The sequence below is a fragment of the Aquimarina litoralis genome, from assembly GCF_019295435.1.
GTDB classification, from domain to species: Bacteria; Bacteroidota; Bacteroidia; order Flavobacteriales; family Flavobacteriaceae; genus Aquimarina; species Aquimarina litoralis_A.
In genome coordinates this window covers 58,851-80,109 of record NZ_WEKL01000013.1, presented here as the reverse complement: position 1 = coordinate 80,109, position 21,259 = coordinate 58,851, and the positions used below count along the sequence as shown (strand labels likewise).

The window sequence follows — 21,259 nt, the reverse complement described above, 5'->3', positions numbered from 1 at the left end:
ATTCTAAAATTTTTATCTCATTATTATTGGAAATAGGTATTCTTAAATTGTAAAACTAACACCTTCTACATCTTCCTTCTCTTGCTCTGTAATATTCCATTGTAAATTCAGGATATAGTCAGCAATTTCTTTTATATTTTTTAAAGTAAATAAATCTTCTATTCCTATTTTTATTTCGAAAGTACTAAGTATCTCATTACGTAAACGAATCAATTTAATACTATCTCCTCCTAAAAGGAAAAAATCATCTTCAGTACCAACACCTTTATGTCCAAGAATATTCTCTACAATAACAACCAATTTTTCTTCTACTTCATTTGTAGGAGCTACATAACTAATACTATCATCTTTATAAGTATCCAATAATTTCAATAGYTGTTTGTTATCAACCTTACCATTTAGATTCAATGGTATTTCATCTACTTGGATTAAATATGATGGCACCATATAGTAAGGAAGCAAGGTCTTTAGATAATTTACCAATTCTCTAGTATCTAACTTCTCTTTCGAAACGAAAAATGCAACTAATTCTTTACTGTCATTTTGCTTGCCCTTAACCGTAACAACAATCTGATCAATCAAATCGAAATCCGAAATTACTTTTTCAATCTCCCCTAATTCTACTCTATTACCTCTAATCTTTATTTGATTATCTCTTCTACCGATGTACTGAATACTACCGTCTGGAAGGAATCTTCCAATATCACCTGATTTATATAATCGTTTATTTTTATCAAATGGGCTTATGATAAACTTCTCACGAGTTAGGTCTTCTTTATTTAGGTATTCTCTAGCCAATTGAACTCCCCCTATAAGTATCTCTCCTGGAACACCTAAAGGCTGTAAAGCAAGTTGTTCATTCACAATAAATATTTCTGTGTTATTTACGGGTTTTCCAATTGACACCAATGTTTCTTTAGAAGGGTTTTGTGTCAAATTAACTTCTGTAACATCTATAGACGCTTCAGTAGGGCCATAATAATTATGTAAATCTGCTTTTGAATATACTTCCTTAAATTCATTTTCTAACTGAACGGACATTGCTTCACCACTACAAACAACTTGGCGTAACTCATTAATTTCATTCCATGTAATCATTTCTACCGCTATTTTAAGCATCGATGGAACAAAATGAATAATTGTAATTCCTTTATTTATAATAATTGATTCTAAATAGTCTGGAGATTTATGGCCTTCGGGTTTAGCTATCACTAATTTACTACCAGACATAAAAGGTAATAATAGTTCCCATACTGAAACATCAAAAGTATAAGGTGTTTTCTGAAGAAATACATCATCTGAATTAATATCTAAATCTTTAATCATCCATAAAAATCTATTTATCATTCCCCGATGTTCTATAAGTACTCCTTTGGGAGTACCAGTACTTCCTGATGTATAAATTACATACGCTAAATCATTTTGATTAATCGTTACTTCTGGCCTTGTTTTTGGGTAATTCCCCTTATCAAACTTATTCAATTCATCTATATCAATACAAACCTTACAATTAGTATCTTCAAGGATATAGGAAATTCTATTTTCAGGATAATCCGGAGCTATTGGTACGTAAGCAGCTCCTGATTTTAATATTCCTAAAATGGACAATGCCATCCATTCACTTCTTTGGAGTTTAACTGCAATAATGTCCTCTGTAACAACACTATATTCATTTATTAAATAGTTTGCCAATTGATTTGATATTTCATCTACCTGCGCATAAGTAAACTCTTTACCTTCAAAGTCAATTGCTATTTCATTTGGTCTTAATTGGACCTGTTCTTCAAAATAATCTAGAATTGTTTTATTTTCAGGATACTCTATAACAGTATCATTAAAATCTTTTAATAATAGGTATTCTTCTTTTTCTGATAGGAAGTTAATACTTCCTATAATATTTTCGGTATTCTCAAATAATGATCGAATTAATGTCTTAAAATGAAACATTAGTTCTCTTATTGTTTCAGAAGTGTATATATCTGCATTATAGTTTATTGAAAAAGATAGGCAATCTGCTACTTCTTCAAAAATGATTTCTAAATCAAATTTTGACACTACATTAGAAGATTCTTTTATCAAGTTAATATCTTCTTGATGTAAAGAATTCATTGAATAATTATTCTCTCCATTATTCTGAAGTATCAGCATGATATCAAAAATAGGATTCCTACTTGCATCCTTGATCAAACTCATCTCTTCAATTAATCCATCAAAAGGATACATTTGGTGATCATAACTTTCTAAGGTACTATTTCTTATTTGTTCATAAAATTCACGAAAAGTTAGATCTGCATCTATTTTATTTCTAAGAGCAATGGTATTAACATAAAAACCTATTTGATCTTTTAATTCAAAATGTTCTCTAGCAGCCATTGGGCTTCCGATTATAATATCCTTATCCGAAGTATATCGATGCAAAAGAACCAATAAAGCCGATAATAGACCTATATATACACTTCCATCATTATGTAAAGCATGTTGCTTTATTAAAGATGTAATATCCTTGTCTATGAATGTAGATGAACTGTTTCCATTATATGTTCTTACATTAGGTCTTAACTTCGAATTTGGCAAGCTTATTTTGGGTAATTCTCCTGATAGCTTTTCTAACCAGTATTGTTTAGATATACTGTATTCTTCAGATGCTACTTGTGTTAATTGCCATGAGGCATAGTCTTTATACTGAATATTTAAATTATCAAGTGAAGGATTTTGTTTTGATATATAAGATTTATAGAAATGGAGTATGTCCTTAGATAAAATTTCCATAGACCAACCATCACTAATAATGTGATGCATATTGAAATAAAAGTAATATTCGTCTTCTGATATTTGAAGTAAAGCAGCTCTCAAAAGCATTCCGTTTTCAAAATCAAATGCTTTAAATAAGTCCTCTTTTATATAAGAAAGTGCTTGTTCAGAAGCATTGGTAAAGTCTTTATATCCCAACTTAAAATCTACATCCTCTATATTTCTTATGTATTGTCTTACTTCTCCCTCTTCATTGATTTTAAATTGAGTTCTTAATATTTCGTGACGCTCAATTGTTTTTAAAATAGCTTGTTCTAAAGCCTTTATATCATATTTTTCTTTTACTTTAAACCAGTAAGGAATATTATAAGCAGCGGAACCGTCTTTAAATTGACTTAATATCCATAACCTTCTCTGTCCATAAGAAATAGGATAGCTAGTCTGTAATGGTACTTTTTCTATTTGAGTAAAATTAGTTTTAGTACTGTCTGAAATTAATTTTGCATGCTCAGATAATATTGGTTTTTCGAAAACATCTTTCAATAATAACTTTACCTGGAAAATTTCCCGGTATTCATTAATAAGTCTTATGGCTTTGATACTTTGCCCTCCTAATTTAAAAAAGTCATCGTTAATCCCTATTTTCTTTATTTTCAATATCTCTTCCCAAATTCTTACTAGAGTTTTTTCTATTTCACTTTTAGGTTCTTCATAAACAGCCCTGTTATTATCAGAAACCGATGCTGTTTTTAATAAAGCTTTCGTATCAACTTTTCCATTTATTGTCAAAGGAAAATCTTCTAATTGATAAAATAAAGCCGGAATCATATATCCTGGTAATCTCTCTGAAAGTGATCTTTTCAACTGATTTATGTCAACTACTACATCTGATTTTATAAAAGCAACCAAATCATTGTTACCATCTTGATTAGTTTTTGTTAAAACAATGGCAGCCGATATATCATTTATAGCTTGAATAGAATTTTCTATCTCACCTAATTCTACTCTATAACCTCTAATTTTAATTTGATTATCTAATCTTCCAATGTATTCAATATTTCCATCTGAAAACCATCTCCCAAGATCACCTGTTTGATAAGAAAGCTCTTCGCTATTCGACACACTAGGCTTGAACTTTTGTTTTGTCAAATCAGGATTGTTCAAATAACCTTGTGATACTTGCTTACCACTAATACATATTTCTCCTATTACTCCTATTGGACAAATAGTTCCATTTTCTGATACAATATCAATTTTAGTGTTAGCTACCGGTTTTCCTACAGTTATTATATCATCATTTTTTGTTATTTCTTTGACAATGCAGCCTACAGTAGTTTCAGTAGGTCCATATTCATTATATATTGAGATATTTTTATTAATATTCCATATTCCATCTATTTGATTTTTGGTTAATTGCTCTCCTCCACAGATAAGAGTATGTATATCAATTTCTTTTATATCTAGTTCTTTGATTAAAGACAAATGGGAAGGAGTTAATTTCAAAGTGTCAATATCTTCATTATTTAAAGCATTAATAAGCAGATCTTTAATTTCCATTTGCTGATTTCCAATCCATAACTTTTTACCCATTGTTAAACTGGAGTAAATGGAAGTTATCGTCAAATCAAAAGATATAGAAGTAATTAATCCCCAGTTTCCAAAATTATTATTCCCGAAATAGAATGAGTTAGCCCATTGGATGTAATTCGTTAAATTAGCATGACTTATAACACAACCTTTTGGATTCCCTGTAGAACCTGATGTGTAAATACAATATGCTGGGTCATTTGGTTTTATACTAACTGTAACATCTTCTAATTCATGATTATATACACTTGCATCAGAAGAAGATAATATTTCAACATCTAAAAATGAGTACTCCTCAACTAAGTCTTCATCACAAATTAATAGCTTACACTGTGACTCTTTTATTATAAATTCAATTCTATTTTTAGGATAATCTAAATCTATTGGAATGTAATAAGCTGATGCTTTTAGAACACCAAGCATACTCATAATAAACGAATCAGATCTACTTCCCAAAATACATACAGCATCTCCTTGCTTAATATTACATTGATGAATTAAGTAATTCTTGAATTGATTGGATTTATAATGAAGATCTTTATAAGTAATTCTATGGTTATCAACTACTAAAGCTACATTATTGTTAGAATCGTTTAATTGTTTATCTAATAGTTCAACTATAGAGTTAGTATCTATTGTAAGAATTGAATTATTATTTGAGCTCTTAATAATTTCTTTTTCTAGACTACTCACTGCAAAATCACGAGGCGATACTTTATTAACCTCAGTGAATAAAGTTCGTAGCTGTTCAGTTATAACAACTATGTCATTTTTAAGAAAGTGATGTTCATTATAAAATAATTGAATTTCTATATAACCTCCATAGTCTATGCAACTAATCTTAATATCGAATATGTCCTGAATACTTGAAACATCAGTGATTTTTATATTGTCAAATTCTAGATCATTTATAAATTCAAAACAGTAATTAAACTTCACATCATTTCTGTTTTCATTCCTATCTAGGGAAAAATAATCTGCCCAATCATTAACATCTCCAATCTGATTTCTTAGTGTCAAAATATCAGAAACCTTAGAATCTTCTTTTGTTAAATTAACCTTTAACGGAATACTTTTAGACACATATCCAAAAGTTTCATTTAACTCATCATAACTTCTCTTGTGAGGGTTATACCCTAACACAACTTCATTATGAGAGAATCGTGACACATAGCAATCCAGTTTCTGCAATAAAAAATCGGCAATTTCAACATTATTCAAAAAGCAATATTCCTTTAAATCTGAATAATCTTGTCCTTCAATAACCTTAAGTTTTACTTTACTTGGAGAAAAATCAGTACTTACATTTTTGGAGAACGGTATTTCGGTTTTTCCTATCTGATTTCTGTAAGCTTTCCAAAAGCGATCAGCTTCTTTTTCCGGTTCTTCAAATAACTCATTTTGCCAAGTAGCAAAACCTATATAAGAAATTCGATCCTCATCTTCATCCAATAAATTTTCAGAGTCAATTAATTGGGATAATTCACTACAAAACAATGAAAGACTATAACTATCTGACCAAAAAGAATACATTCTAAGTGCTATCGAAATAATCTTATCTCCCTTATTAACGAAACAAAATCTTAATGGCTGATCCTCAAATGGATTATAACTATAATTTAGTATTTCATCTATTGAAACATTGGTATCCACACTATCTTGATTAATTTCCTTGTAATCAACTACAGTTTCTTGTGATGCGTATTGAAATGGATATAAATAATCAACATCTTTATTTAGTTTAAATGTTAATATCTCATGTCTTTCAATAATAGTATGAATAATAGAAATCAATTTATTTAACGCTATCCCAGAGTGAAGGTTAAATACTATTTGATTATAGAATCTTTCAGGAGATTTATTGGCTACTAACCATAAATTCTTCTGATTATCAGAAAGTTCGTATTGATCTATATTTTGCATGTTATTGAGACTCATAATTGGTTTCAGTTATAATTAAAATTGGATAATCAAGATTGATAGATTAAAAACGTAGTATGAATTAAAGTTTATGAATATTTAAGATATTGATACAATAATTTTTCTATCTCCTGAGTAAGAATTTCTCCCATGTGAAAAAAGCAAATTATCTAAAAATAACACGTCTCCTTTTTCCCAAGAGAATTTTGTAGTTGCTTTGTTATAAGCATCTTTTAATACTTCAATGTCTTCTATTGAGATTTCTGATCCATCTCCATAAAATGTATTAAAAGGAAGTTCATTGTCAGAAACAATTGAATTTAGAATATCTTCATTTTGTAAATGTTTATTAAAAAAGAGTGCGTGATTAAACCAAATTTTTTCATCTGTTACAGGATGACTCCATACCGCCTTTTTCGTCCAATTTATCTCCAGCTCATCTTCATTAATCCAATTAAAATTAATTCCAGTATCAATACATTCTTTTTCAACTTCTTTCTTATCATCTGTTTGGAAAGCCTCTTGCCATGGTAATCCTAACCTTTTATTTAAATTTCTTCGATATTGAACTTCTTTAGCTAAAAATTTATCTCTAAGCTCATCATTTAGAAAATTAAAAATCATTCTATTATCTGCTATAGGTGTTTCTCCTCCTTCCATTGGTTCTTGTATACAACAAAAAGTAATTCTTTCAGGATGATTTGGAGCATATGAACTTTCACTATGCATATGAATTACCTGATCTTTTGGATGGGTAGTTGATACATAAACATTATTAGTTAACTCAAATCTAGGAGAGGACCTCATTTTATATTCTAAAAGATCTTTAGAAAAATGCTGCATTAAACTCTGAAATTTCTCAACTGTATTTATTTCAAAACCTCTACATAAAATAGCGCCATATTTATACAGGTTATCGTTAAACAATTCTTTATTAGAAACAATCCACTTTTCGAGGTTAATTCCTCTTGTTTCTGGCTTTAATACTAGTGGAAATTTAAGATCATTATCTAAGAAACTAGTAGATACTCCAACTTTAGAAGGCACTTTTTTAGCGCTAATATTTTTTAATTTATTTAATCTATTTTTCATTTGATAATCTTTTATAAATTTCTCAATCTTTGAATATTTCTCTTCTTTAAACTTTTGGCAAACTCCTGTTGATATCTATATTGTTTAATGATTCCATTAGGTTCATTAAGTATTTTTAACAACAATACTTTATAGTTAGTCATTAGTTGTTTAATGAAAGATGCATCGAAAATATCCGTGTTATAAATAAGTTTGAATGATAAAACTTCACCTAATTCTTCAAAAACTAGCTCTAAATCGAGTTTTGAACCGGTATTTTTCACATGAACAAATGAGTTTACATCCTCTTGATTTAATTTTATGTCAATTTTATGATCTCGATTGTTCTGAAGAATTAACATTGTATCAAAAAGGATGTTCCTACTTAGATCTTTCTTAATGTTTAAATCCTCTACTAATTTGTCAAATGGATACATCTGATGATTGTAAGCCCCAAATGTATTTTCTCTTAATCTTGAATAAAATGAATCAAATGTTTCTTCGGGATCAATTTTATTTCTCAATGCCAGTGCATTCACATAAAATCCTATTTGATCTTTTAAATCCGCATGATCCCTACCTGTAACCGAAGTACCTATTATTATATCTCTTCCTGAAGTATATTTGTGTAATAAAACATTTAATACTGCTAACAGCACGGTAAAATCACTACCTCCATTAGTCTGTGAATATCTTTTTATCTTGGTTAATAAATCCTTATCTATATATGTTCCCAGCCAATCTCCATTATGAGTCATGACTTTAGGTCTAGTTTTATTTTCAGATAAATTCAATATTGGTATATCTCCAGAAAGAATATCTCTCCAATAGTTTATAGAGTTATTGTTATTTTGGTTTTCTATTTGATTTAATTGCCATAACGTATAATCTTTATACTGAATTGGTAATTCCTTTAGCGATAGTTTCTTATTAAATCTATAGGCTTCATAATACCCTAATACATCTTTTGAAAGCACTTCCATAGACCAACCATCACTTATGATATGATGCATGTTGAAATAAAATATATTTAATTCACTATTTAATTTAAGGATAGCAGCCCTGATTAAAGGTCCTTTGGTTAAATTAAATGCTTTAAGAGAATCATTTTTAATATATAATTCTAAACTTTCTTGATCATTATAAAAATCGCGATAAATTAACTCGAAGTTACTCTCTTCAGTACTTTTAACCTCTTGTCTTATTTCTCCATTATCATTTTCAACAAAAACAGTTCTTAGAATCTCATGCCTATCGATAACTGAATGAATAGCTCTTTCAAAACAATCTAAATCATATTCACCTTCTAGCTCTATTTTTCCATACAGATTAGATACAACATCTCCGCCATCAAATTGATTTAATATCCATAATCTTCGTTGAGCATAAGATATAGGATAATCCCTATCTACTGCTACTACATCTATTGAATCATATTCTTGCTTTTCATCTATCTTATTTAAAAAGTTTACCAATAAAGGTTTATTCTTTTTTATTTTATCTATGATAGAAAAGTCTATTTCATTTTCACTTTCAAGAACGATTTCATTATTTTCTAGATAAATCGAAACCTCTTTTGACTCTAACTCGTTTATAATTTCTTTTATCACTGTATATTATGTTTACATGAGTACATATTTATATATCAGGTATGATTGACAGTAAGCATAAATACTCTGAAGCCTTTTTATCTATGATCCTGAATAAAAATTTATTGAAGCCTATTACTTGAGAAAAAGCAGCTTAATACTCTGGGAATGGTTTAAAAAATATTAATTGATGAGGGATATTGTATTAGCCTTTTAATTATTAGTTACTAAAGTTTAAAAGGTATTCATTATCCTTAATCTCTATAAGAATGATATAAATTAACAACCATACTTTTGATTATAGTTAGATGGTAACCTTATGCCTTTTTTCACTCTTACTAGATTTCTTAGATAGGTTTTGAATTAATTCAATTTTCTCGGCTAAGTCTTTTACATTAGGGTTACTATAAAAATCTTCTATAGAAAATTTAACTTTAAATATTTTATTTATTTCCAATGAAGCAGTCATAACTTTTAAAGAATCTCCACCTAATTCAAAAAAATTATCCTCTATCCCTATATTATTTACGTGGAAAAGATTTTGAAATAATTCAATCAGTTTGATTTCAATTGGGGATGTAGGCTTTATATAATCCGAAGATAAAAGTGAGCGATCCACTTCAATTTCTTCTATATTAATTTCCCCTTCAGTATCAGTTAGATCATTTTCCCAGTTATAATCATCATTATTTGTGATCYACTTGGACAACCTATACTCTAGATCTTCTGTGGAAACTATTATTTGATTTGTATCATTTAAAGACAAAACTCTATTCAAAATATCTGTTATATTATCTGAATCAATACCATGATCAACTGACTGATTATTAAAATTAAACCCGTCGTAATTAATAGTTATACAGTTTTTAATGATCGTTGAGTTACAAAATGAATCTAAAAAAGAATTCGCCGCAGAATAAGCTGCCAACTCTTTCCCTCCTATTATAGTTGACAATGAAGAAGATAATACAAAAAAGTCAAGTTCCTTGTTATGAAAAACCTTTCCTAAGGTATTTGTACCCAAAACTTTAGCATCAAACTGCTCATTAAAATCTCTTTTATCTAAGAAATCCATAACTCTTATAGAATTACCCGAAATAGTACCTGCAAAATGGAAAACACCATTTATTGTCCCAACAGTATTCTCAATATTACCTACAATTGCTAGTAAAGAAGCTAAATCTTTTAAGTCAACATTGTAGTATTTAGCATTACCTATTTTATTTAGTTCTTTATATCTTAATACTTTGTCAGTATCATCATGATTATTTTCAATTTCACTTCTACCTAAAATGATTACGGAAGCATTATAATTTTCTAGCAAATATTTTGCATGCAAATAGCCTAGATTACCTAAACCTCCCGTTATAATATAAGTCCCATTTTTTCTAATTTTAGTGGACTTTTCATTTTTTTGAATTTTTACCTGATTAAAACTTTTAACCCATCTATATTTATTTCTATAGGATATATATTTATCAGAAATATTAGTATTAATTTCATTAAAAACATTTGATATTGCCTCACTTTTATCATCCTCCAAAGTAATATCTATACAACAACATCCAATATTATTATTCTCCTGAGATATTATAACAGGTATTCCTAAATTAATTGAATTAGCAACATTAATCTCTTCATTACCAATAACTTTATTTGTGTTATTGGTTAAAACATATAGATTAATTTTATTTTTGTGACAATGAGTTTTAATACTTTTAATAGTACTTATTGTTGTATAAAATTCTGATAAACTTTCGTTGAGTTCTTCCTTTCCAAGTGAGTTCATCTGAATTATATTCAAAGTTTTTGAATCTGTAATTGACAATTCATTGAAGAATAATTTTAAATGATTTTCATTTTCAGGATCTAATTCAAAATTATTGTTACCATTGTTTAAAAATTCTTTCGATTTTTTAAGAACGAAAACATTATTCTTATTTTTAAATTTCTCAACTAGCGACTTACTGTATCCAATAGAATCCTCAAAAATTAAAAATACTTTATCTTCATTAGCACTAACATTGTTCAGTTGATTTCTTCTATTCCATGATGGCTCATAAAACCAATCAGATATCGATTTCAACGAACTCTTTACATGTAAGTTGGCAATATTTTCAAATGGATCAACTTTAACATCCAATGAATACTTATCAAAACAATACTTGGGAATTGAGACTTTATTTCGAACCTCATTTTCWTAATAATTCACCCAATTAAGTTCTACTCCGTTGGTATATAACTCTCCAAGAAAGACTGTAAGCTTTTGATTATCATCTATCACTTCTTTAGGATGACGAATAGTCTGAAAAACATCATTTGACTTTATATTTTTCTTACAAAAGTTTAATAAAGTATTTCCTGGACCTATTTCAACAAATAACAGATTTTCTATTGCAGGTATAGAGTTAATCCCATCTGAAAATTTTACAGTATTTCTCAAATGATCTACCCAATATTCTGCTGAAATGTTATTAGAAATTTCTTTACCATATAAATTGGATATGAAACTCATTTTAGGTTCGTTAAAGTTAATTTCCTCTAACATTTCTTTAAAATCTTCTGTAATTTCATCCATTAGAACAGAATGAAATGCATGAGAAGTTTTAAGTTTAACTGTAGCTATTTCATGTTTTTCTAACTCCAAAGTTAAATTTTCAATAGCTTTCTGTTTGCCCGATATAACCACTGTATCTGGAGTATTAATAGCTGCTATCGAAAGATCTTCATTCAAAAACTCTTTTATTTTATCTCTCGATAAATCAACATACAACATAGCTCCTTCGGCTGTTCTACTCATTAACTCACTCCTTTTAACTACGAGCTTCAATCCATCCTCAAAAGAAAAAACTTCACTAATACATGCTACTACATATTCACCAAGACTATGTCCTATCATATGTTTAGGAGAAATCCCCCAATGCAAAAGTAGTTTTGCTAGGCTATATTCAATTAAAAATAATAGCGGTTGTGTATATTGTGTTTGATTTATTAATGTCTCATCTACCTCATCCGTTTCCGTATATCCAATTATTTTTCTAAAATCTAGATCTGTGATTTCTTTTAAGATCTCGAAACCATTATCCATCAAATTTTTAAAATACACCTCTTGCTCATACAAATCTTTTCCCATTTTAAAATATTGACTACCTTGACCTGAGAAGAGAAAAACGATATTCTTTTTTAAGACACTAGATTCATTTCCTTTACTTGTATTAGAAAACTTTGAGCTCTGTAATGACTTAATATCGTTTTCGGCAACAATATAATTTCTGTGTTTAAACGATTTTCTTCCCGTATTTAAAGAATAAGCTACATCAGCTAAATTTATTTCTTTTTCACTTTCAAGGAACTCACTTAGCCTTTTAGAATAATTAGTTAAAGAATTAAAGGTATTTGCTGAGTAAGTAAGTAATTGGTAAGGTCTAGAATTACTAGTGGTCTTTCTCTGCGGTGCTTCTTCTAAAATTACATGTGCATTGGTTCCTCCTATTCCAAAACTACTTACTCCTGCTCTAATTGGATTTTCTGTAGAAGTTTGCCATTCTTTTAATTCTGTAACAACTTGAAAAGGACCTCCTTTAAAATTAATTTCAGGATTTGGTCTTGTAAAATTCAAGGAAGGCGGAATTAACCTATTCTGAATAGCTAAGGCAGTTTTTATTAAACCGGTAATACCAGCAGCCGTATCTAAATGACCAAGATTTGTTTTTACTGACCCGATATAACATTTATGATCCTTATCATAATTAAAAGCTTTGTTCAATGCTTCTACTTCTATAGGGTCGCCTAATTTTGTACCTGTTCCATGGGCTTCTATATAAGTAATGGTGTTCGGATCTATTTTTGCTATTTTATGTGCTAGTTTTATGCAGCTTGATTGGCCATCTATACTGGGAGCAGTATATCCTACTTTATTTGCTCCATCATTATTTACAGCAGAACTTTTAATAACCGCATATATATGATCTCCATCATTAATCGCATCTTCTAGCCTTTTTAAAACTACTGCTCCAGAACCTTCACCTGAAATGGTTCCTGACGAATTTTCATCAAACGCTTTACAATACCCATCTTTTGATAATATCATTCCCTCTTGGAAAACGTATCCTCGATTTACATTTGAAACAATCTTTGCTCCTCCAGCAACTGCTACTGAACACTCTTTCAAGAGTAAGTTTCGACATGCCAAATGAACTGCAGTAAGTGAACTTGAGCAAGCCGTATTAACATAATAACTAGGACCCTTAAGATTTAATTTATATGATATTAATGTATTCGAAAATTTATTATCCGCCAACTGAGATATATAAAAAGGGTTGACCTTATCGTTGGGGTTTATTTTAGAATGAGCTACCCATGATTCATTATTAGAAGCTGTTAAAAATAAACCTATCTTTTTATTATAATTTGAAGTATTACATGAAGCATCTTCTAGTGCCAACCAAACTTGCTCATGCAATATTCTAGATTGCGGATCCATCATTTCCGCTTCATCCTTGGTATAATTAAAAAAACGGTAATCAAAACTTTCTACATCAGGTACTTCAATCTTGCTTTTTATAAAATTTGATTTCGAAATTTCATCTTCTGAATATCCATACTCTAATAACTCCTCATTTGTATAGAACTCAAATAGTTCATTACCTTCACTTACATTAGTCCAAAATTCCTTAACATCCCTAGACTTCGGAAATTTACATGACATTCCTATAATTGCAATATCTCTTTTATTTTGATTTTTATTCATTTCTTTAGTCTATTAAATTTGCAAAATCATTTAGTTCCTCATCAAAATCAAAATCTTCTTCTGACTCCTCATTTGTAGCTTCTTCAAGAATTTTATTATCATTAAAAAACGCATTAGCAAGACTGCGCACTRTTGGATATTGAAACAAATGAACAATCTTTATTTCCTCATCAAACTCGGAATTCAAAACTGATAAAACCTTAACCATATTGATAGAATTGCCTCCTAGATCGAAAAAGTTATCATTTACTCCGATTCCTCCTGCTGGAATATCAAATTCATCCGATATTATTTGCACTATTTTATCTTCAATATCATTTTCTGCAGCAACATATTTTTGTTTAACGAGACTATGCTCATCTATTTCAGGTAGTTTGGATTTATCTATTTTTCCATTAGAAGTTACCGCTACTTCATCAATTTCAATAAAAAAACTTGGGATCATATAGTCTGGTAAATTTCTTTTAAGAATAGACTTTAGCTTTTCTTTATCATAGGTATCACTAGGAACTATATATGATACTAGAATTGGAATTCCGTTCTTTTCTTTTATTACAACAATTGCCTGCTTCACCAAGTCTTTTTGCTCTAATAAAACATGTTCCACTTCACCTAACTCTATTCTATATCCTCTAATTTTCACTTGAGAATCCTTCCTCCCTAAAAAGTCAATATTTCCATTAGGTAACCATCTGGCTAAATCTCCGGTACGGTATAGCTTTTCTCCAGCCACAAAAGGATTATCTATAAACTTCTCTTTAGTCAATTCTGGTTTATTCAAATACCCAATAGATAATCCATTACCCGCTATACATAACTCGCCAATGACTCCTTTAGGTTGTAATTCCAGAGCATCCGATAAAATATACACTTTGGTATTTGCTATTGGTTTTCCTACAGGAATTTTGTCTTCAAATTTTCCCTGATACGTCAATGCACATATACTGGTTTCTGTTGGTCCATAAGCATTAGTATAGCTTCCTACTTCAGAAAACTCTTTGGCTTTTTGTATTGGTGCTTCCTCTCCTGCTGTAATAAGTTGCTTTATCATTTGTAGTTTATTTATATCTAAAAGTGTTACAAATGAAGGAGGCAATGTTGCCCAAGTTACCTGATGCTCTTTTATATAGTTTATAAAAGCTGGTATGTCCAATTTCATGGACTCTTCTAAAATCACCAATGTAGCTCCTCCTAATAGACTGATCAATATTTCCCAAATAGAAGCATCAAAACATTGATTTGAAAATTGTAAGCAATTTTCAGAGGAATTAATTTTAAATGAATCAATTTGAGACAGAATAGTGTTTAAAATTGCCTGATGTGTAATCATTACTCCTTTAGGCTTACCTGTAGTACCAGAAGTATATATGATATAAGCTAAATTATCAGATTCAATTTTTACATCTAATCTTTTTTCTTCAAAATCTTGTTTACAGCTAGCAAATTCATCTATAAAAGTTGATGTAATTATCCTTTTGCAATTACTATCTTTAATGATATATTCTTTTCTAACCTCAGGGAAACTTGGATCTATTGGTAGATAAGTACACCCTAATTTAAATACTGCCAGCATTGTTACAATAAGCCAATCTGATCTTTCTAGCTCTACACCTACAATATCTCCTCTATCGATAGAATATGTAGCTTGTAGATATCTGGCTAATTGATTGGAAACCTGATCTAACTCTAAATAACTTAATGACTTCTCCTTATATTTAATCGCTACGTTATCTGGTGATTGAATTACTTTTTGATTAAATAATGAATTAATCACTAATTCATTTTGATAGGTAACCGAGGTATCGTTATAATGTTCTAATAGTTCTTGTTTTTCATCTGTATCCAAAAATTCCAGATTATTAATATTCTGACTTGGATTATTGAGTACGGATTGTATCAGGTTTTTATAATGTTTTGCTAATTGGATTATTGTTTCTTCTTTAAACAAGTCGCTACAATACTTGACACCTACGCTTAGCCCTTTTGATGTTTCGGAAACACTAAAAATCAGTTCAAATTGTGATCTTTCATAAGTATATGGAGCTGATTTAAGAGTGACTTCTCCTAATTTATATTCAGGATTTTCTTCTTTATTTTGAAGAACAAACATTACTTGAAAAAGAGGACTTCTACTCAAGTCTCTTGTCTTTACTGTTTGGTTTACTACTTGTTCAAATGGTGCATATTTATGGGCGTAAGCATCTAATGTATTTTCTTTTATCGTTTTTAATAAATCATTAAACTTAGGATTTCCATCAAGGTTGCTTCGCAATGCTAAAGTGTTTATAAAAAAGCCAACTAGCTTATCTACTTCTTCTTGTTCTCTATTGGCAATTGGTGTTCCAATACAAATATCTGTTTGATTACTATATCTACTCAACAGTACTTTAAATGAAGTCAATAATGTCATAAAAAGCGTAGTACCTTCTCTCTCAGAAAAATCATATATTCTCTTTGAAGTATCTGTATCTATAGTAAAGTGATAATGATCTCCTTGAAAACTTTGTTGAGCTTTTCTAGGGAAATCGATAGGTAGATTTAAAGGTTCTAAATCTTTTAAATGCTCCTTCCAATACGACAATTGTTTATTTATAAATTCACCTTGAACATGTTCTCTCTGCCAAATGCTGTAGTCAATATATTGTATCCCTAAAGGTTGTAATTTAAACGTAGTATCGGCTATTAATCCATTGTAAAGAAGTTCAAGTTCTTTTAACAATAATGAAACTGACCACCCATCTGAAGCAATATGATGCATTATAATCAATAATTTTGATGTCTCATCACCTTCAGAAAAAACACTTGCTCTTAGCATATAGTCCTTTTCAAGATCAAAAGGTTTATGAATTTCATCAATAATTAATTCTTCTATACTTGTATCATCTATGCTCTCTAGGTCATGAACCAAATTCATTTTCCATTGATCAAATGGAATAACTTTTTGATACGCTTCTCCTTTGTTTTGAAGATATATGGTACGTAAAACTTTATGTCTTTCGATTATTGTTTTAAAGGCTTTTTCTAAGATTTCAAAATTCACCTGACCATCTAAATCAAAAATTAGAGGCATATGATAATGGGTGCTCCCACTTAATTTGTCAAGGAACCAAAGTCGTTCTTGCGAAAACGATAATTGAGGATATTGTGGTTTATCTTCTACAAATTTAATTTCGGTAATACTATCTGTATTTTCCTTTTCTGAAATTAAAATAGAAAGGTCTTGAATATTTTTTGTGGTAAAAAATTCTACAATTGATATCTCTACTTTAAATTCATTTCGAATATGTGTTAGCATACGCATCACCAAAAGTGAATTTCCTCCTAGTTCAAAAAAGTTTTCTTCAGTTCCGATATTTTCAGATTTTAAAACTTTTTCCCAAATCTCAACCAATACTCTTTCTGAATCATTTTTTGGAGCAACATACTTCCTTTTACTTATATTCGAAACATTTGGTTTTGGAAGAGATTTTCTATCTATTTTACCATTTAGCGTCATTGGAAATTCATCCAACTCCATCAAAAATGAAGGAATCATATACTTAGGTAATTTTAGATTTAGGTATTCTAATAGATCATTAGCATCGTAAGCTTCATCTGTGGTTAAATATGCTGCTAGACTTTTAGTACCGTTATTATCAACAGAATTCACTACACTTTTTATAACTCCAGGAAATTCTTCAATACTATTTTCGATTTCGCCTAACTCGATTCTATGCCCATTAATTTTTACCTGATTATCTATTCTTCCAAGACATTCTAATTCTCCATTAGGCAACCAACGTGCTAAATCACCAGTTTTATAGATTTTACCTTCTCCAGAAAAATGGTTAGTTATAAATCTCTCATCGGTCAAATCTTGTCTACCCAAATATCCTTTAGAAACTCCATCTCCTCCTATACATAACTCACCTATTACTCCAATAGGACACAATTGATTCGAACTATTTAATATATATATTTGAGTATTAGCTATTGGTTTTCCAATACTTATATTGCGATCTTCATATATTTCTTTAATAGTTGACCAAATAGTAGTTTCAGTAGGGCCATACATATTAAAAAGTGGTTTTTTTCTAAGCTCTCCTAATTGTTTGGATAAGGACAAAGGAAGTGCCTCACCTCCGATTAGCAAAGTTTCAATCTGTTCTAAAGCATCTTTACCTTCTTTATCTACTAACAACTCTTGAATAAAAGATGGTGTAGATTGCAGATGTGTTATCTTATTTTCCTTTATCAAACTGGAGGTAGACCATTCTAAATCCATTCGCTTTTTCAGGAATTGGTTTTGAGTTTTTGATCGTGATATCAAATCTTGTAGCCCTTTCAAGTGCTCTAAATTTGATAAAACAATGTCTGTATCAATTCCATAATCGATTAAACAAGCGATTTCATTTACTCCAACTTTATATAATTCCTGAATGCGCTTCATACAGGTTTCCGGAGTTCCAAATAAACCACTTGTTTTATAAAAACGTTGGAATCCCATTTCAATCAACACATCAAGATCTTTCTCTAAATCAAGCCCTTTATCATCTGCGATAGATTTCATAAGGTTTGCAGAATGACGTAAGTAATTTTTAAATGGTTCTTCTACAGTTTCTTTTACAAAAGAAAGATCATCACTAACAAAAGTGTGCAACATCAATGAAACTTTCCCTTTTTCAGGATCAAACCCATTTTCTTTTAAGGCTTTTCTATAGCTATCGATTTTAAATTCAAGATCTTCTATACTTTGTCCAAGTAAATGCGTTAGCACATTCGCTCCTATAGATCCTGCATATTCAAATGTTTTCACATTTCCTCCAGAAGTAATCCAAATTGGTAATTTACTCTGAATTGGTTTTGGATGTATTCTAAAGGTAGTATCCTTACCAACTCCATTTTTTCGTGTTAGCGTTCCTCCTTCCCATAACTCAACTACTGTATTTAATTTATCCTGCATCTTTTGATGACGTGTATGGTAGTCTTCTGGTGCCAAAACAAAATCATTTGGATGCCAACCAGATGCTATGGACATTTCTACTCTTCCATTTGATAAATTATCAACCATAGACCATTCTTCGGCCACTCTAACAGGGTCGTGTAATGGTAACACAACACTTCCTGATCGTAGAGTGACATTATTGGTAATGGTAGATACTGCTGCTGCTGCTACTGAAGGGTTAGGAAATTGATCTCCAAAACTGTGGAAATGTCTTTCAGGAATCCAAATCGCTTCGAATCCATTCTCATCAGCGAATTTGGCACCTTCTAATAATAGTTTGTACTTATTTTCAAATGCAATTTCTTCTTGAGCTGCAAAATACAATAAGCTAAAATCCATAGCCGATGTATTGTCTGTTAGTAAAATTGGCCTATCTGGTTGCAATACAATTTTACTACCTCTTGTTAGCGTCCAAATAATTTCTAAAATTGAGATATCAAAATTTATACTTGTGACAGCTAACCAGTTCTCATCTTTTTCTAGTTTACCAAATCTATTATTTAACCCGACAAAGAAATTGGATAAATTTTTATGTGTTACTAGTACTCCTTTTGGTTTTCCTGTAGTACCAGAAGTATAAATAACATATGCTTCATTTGAAAACGTTGGTAAGAATTCTAAGTTTTCTTTTGAGCATTTCCAAATAGATTCCTCTTCAAAAGAGATCACATTAGCATTTTTTGGTAAGAGCCCTACAATTTCCTCTTTTGTAATTAAAAACTGAGCCTTACTATCTTCAACCATATAGTCAATACGATCTATAGGATATGATGGATCTAACGGTAGATAAGAAGCACCACTCTTTAAGATTCCAAGTATTCCAATCACCATTTCGATAGAACGATCTATACACAACGCAATTACCGAACTTTCCTGGATTCCTGATGAAACTAAATAGTGAGCTAATTGATTTGATCTCTCATTTAACTCTGCATATGTTATTTCTTCATTTTGATAGGCAAGTGCTATTTTATCAGGAGTGCTAGAGGCCTGATCTAAAAAGTCTTCAACTACTGTTTTTTCAAGGTTATATGGTACCTTAGTGTCATTGAATAAATTTAATAGTCTGCTTTTCTCTTCGTTATTAACCAGTGATATTTTTTGAACTTCTACATTAGGTTTATCAATAGATATCTTTAAAAATTCTTCAAAATTTAACGCTAAATTTTGTATAAACTCTTCTTCAAAAATATCAGTATTGTATTCTATAAAAAGACTTAAATCGTTCTCACCTTCTAAAAAATTAAAAGTAATATCATATTTACTAACTGTATTTTCAAAATCATTATAGAAAGAACATTTTAAATCTGTAAAACCATCTTCCGTTTCTAAGGAGCTATCGTTCTTTTGTTGATGGGTTACTAGAATGTCAAATAAAGGTGTGCGACTTACATCTCTTTTTAGATTCAGTTTGTCTACTAAATCTCCAAATGAATAATTAGAATTAGCATATGCCGATTCCAGATTTTCTTTTAGTAGTTGAAACAAATCGAAAAAAGAAGTGGTCGCTTCAAATTGCGTTCTAATAGGTAATGTATTAATATATAAACCTATTTGATTTTGTAATTGAGAATTATTCCTTCCGGAAACAGGTGTCCCTAAAATAATATCCGTTTGTGAGGAATATCTATAAAGCAGTCCATTGAGAGCTGCCATTAATGTCATAAAGAGAGTTCCTTTGTTTTTCCTAGAAAATGATTTAAGTTCTTTTAATAGTTCTTGGTCAATGGTATTCACAAAACTTGATCCTACATATGTTTTGGTTGCAGGTCGTAACTGATAAGTAGGTAAATTAATTACTGGAAGTTGTCCTTTAAACTTTTCTAACCAATATTTTTCTTCCTTCTCAAAGTTGTTTGTGTTATTACTCCATTCACTATAATCTTTAAATTGTATACTAAGTTCTGGTAATACAGTCTCTTTACCTAAAATCAATGAATTGTATATCTCACTTAATTCTTTAATAATGATCTCAATAGATCTTGCATCACTAATAATATGGTGAATATTAAAACACAAATAATAAATATTACTTCCACTATGGATAAGATCAACCCTAAATAATGAGTTACTTTTCAAATCAAACGGACTGCTTGTAAGTTTGGTTATCTCCTTCCCGATAGACTGACTATCTGAAATTTCATGCTCATTTACTTCAAAACCAACCTCCTCGCTATTAATTATTTTTTGTCTTACCTCACCATTTTCCGACTCCACAAATTTGCTTCTCAAAATTTCATGGCGTTCCATTAACTTTTTGAAAGTTGCATTCAGGATATCGATGTCTAGATCTCCTTCCATCTTCAAAACAAAAGGTATGTTATATGCTGCATTAATCTCTTGCATTTGACACAAGATCCAAAACCTAAACTGTGAAGAAGTTATAGCGTATGTTTCCATATCGAGTGACGTAGGGATCTCCATTTGATTCTTTTCAACAGAAATAGAATTCAAATATTCTATAATATCCTCTTTGTTATCTTTAACAAGTGTGATTAGAGAATCATCTACGTCATCCTTATAAAAAACAAGTTCCAGATTCCCTTCTAATAAATTTATTGCCAAGCCATTATCCCTGACTTTTTTTATTAAAGCTGCTACTTCCAT

At 30.0% G+C, this 21,259-nt stretch carries 5 protein-coding genes; all 5 read right to left on the bottom strand.

Going from position 1 to position 21,259, the window contains the following annotated elements; genetic code table 11:
* Positions 1 to 42: 42 nt before the first annotated feature.
* Positions 43 to 6,276, bottom strand: a complete 6,234-nt coding sequence (locus GBO31_RS09205; protein WP_219008044.1) for a non-ribosomal peptide synthetase — start codon at positions 6,274 to 6,276, stop codon at positions 43 to 45.
* A gap of 81 nt (positions 6,277 to 6,357) precedes the next feature.
* Positions 6,358 to 7,350, bottom strand: a complete 993-nt coding sequence (locus GBO31_RS09200) for a TauD/TfdA family dioxygenase (protein WP_219008043.1) — start codon at positions 7,348 to 7,350, stop codon at positions 6,358 to 6,360.
* An 11-nt stretch (positions 7,351 to 7,361) separates the two neighbouring features.
* The gene (locus GBO31_RS09195; protein ID WP_219008042.1) at positions 7,362 to 8,939 is read right to left on the bottom strand and encodes a condensation domain-containing protein; all 1,578 of its coding nucleotides are present in this window, start codon (positions 8,937 to 8,939) and stop codon (positions 7,362 to 7,364) included.
* A gap of 283 nt (positions 8,940 to 9,222) precedes the next feature.
* Positions 9,223 to 13,668, bottom strand: a complete 4,446-nt coding sequence (locus tag GBO31_RS09190; RefSeq protein WP_219008041.1) for a beta-ketoacyl synthase N-terminal-like domain-containing protein — start codon at positions 13,666 to 13,668, stop codon at positions 9,223 to 9,225.
* A gap of 4 nt (positions 13,669 to 13,672) precedes the next feature.
* Positions 13,673 to 21,259 carry a non-ribosomal peptide synthetase gene (locus GBO31_RS09185; protein WP_219008040.1) on the bottom strand — a complete coding sequence of 2,529 codons (7,587 nt, stop codon included), beginning with the start codon at positions 21,257 to 21,259 and terminating at the stop codon, positions 13,673 to 13,675.

Coding starts and splice junctions, on each gene's coding strand:
- GBO31_RS09200 (WP_219008043.1), bottom strand. CDS start 7,350: ATGAAAAATAGATTAAATAAATTAAAAAATATTAGCGCTAAAAAAGTG.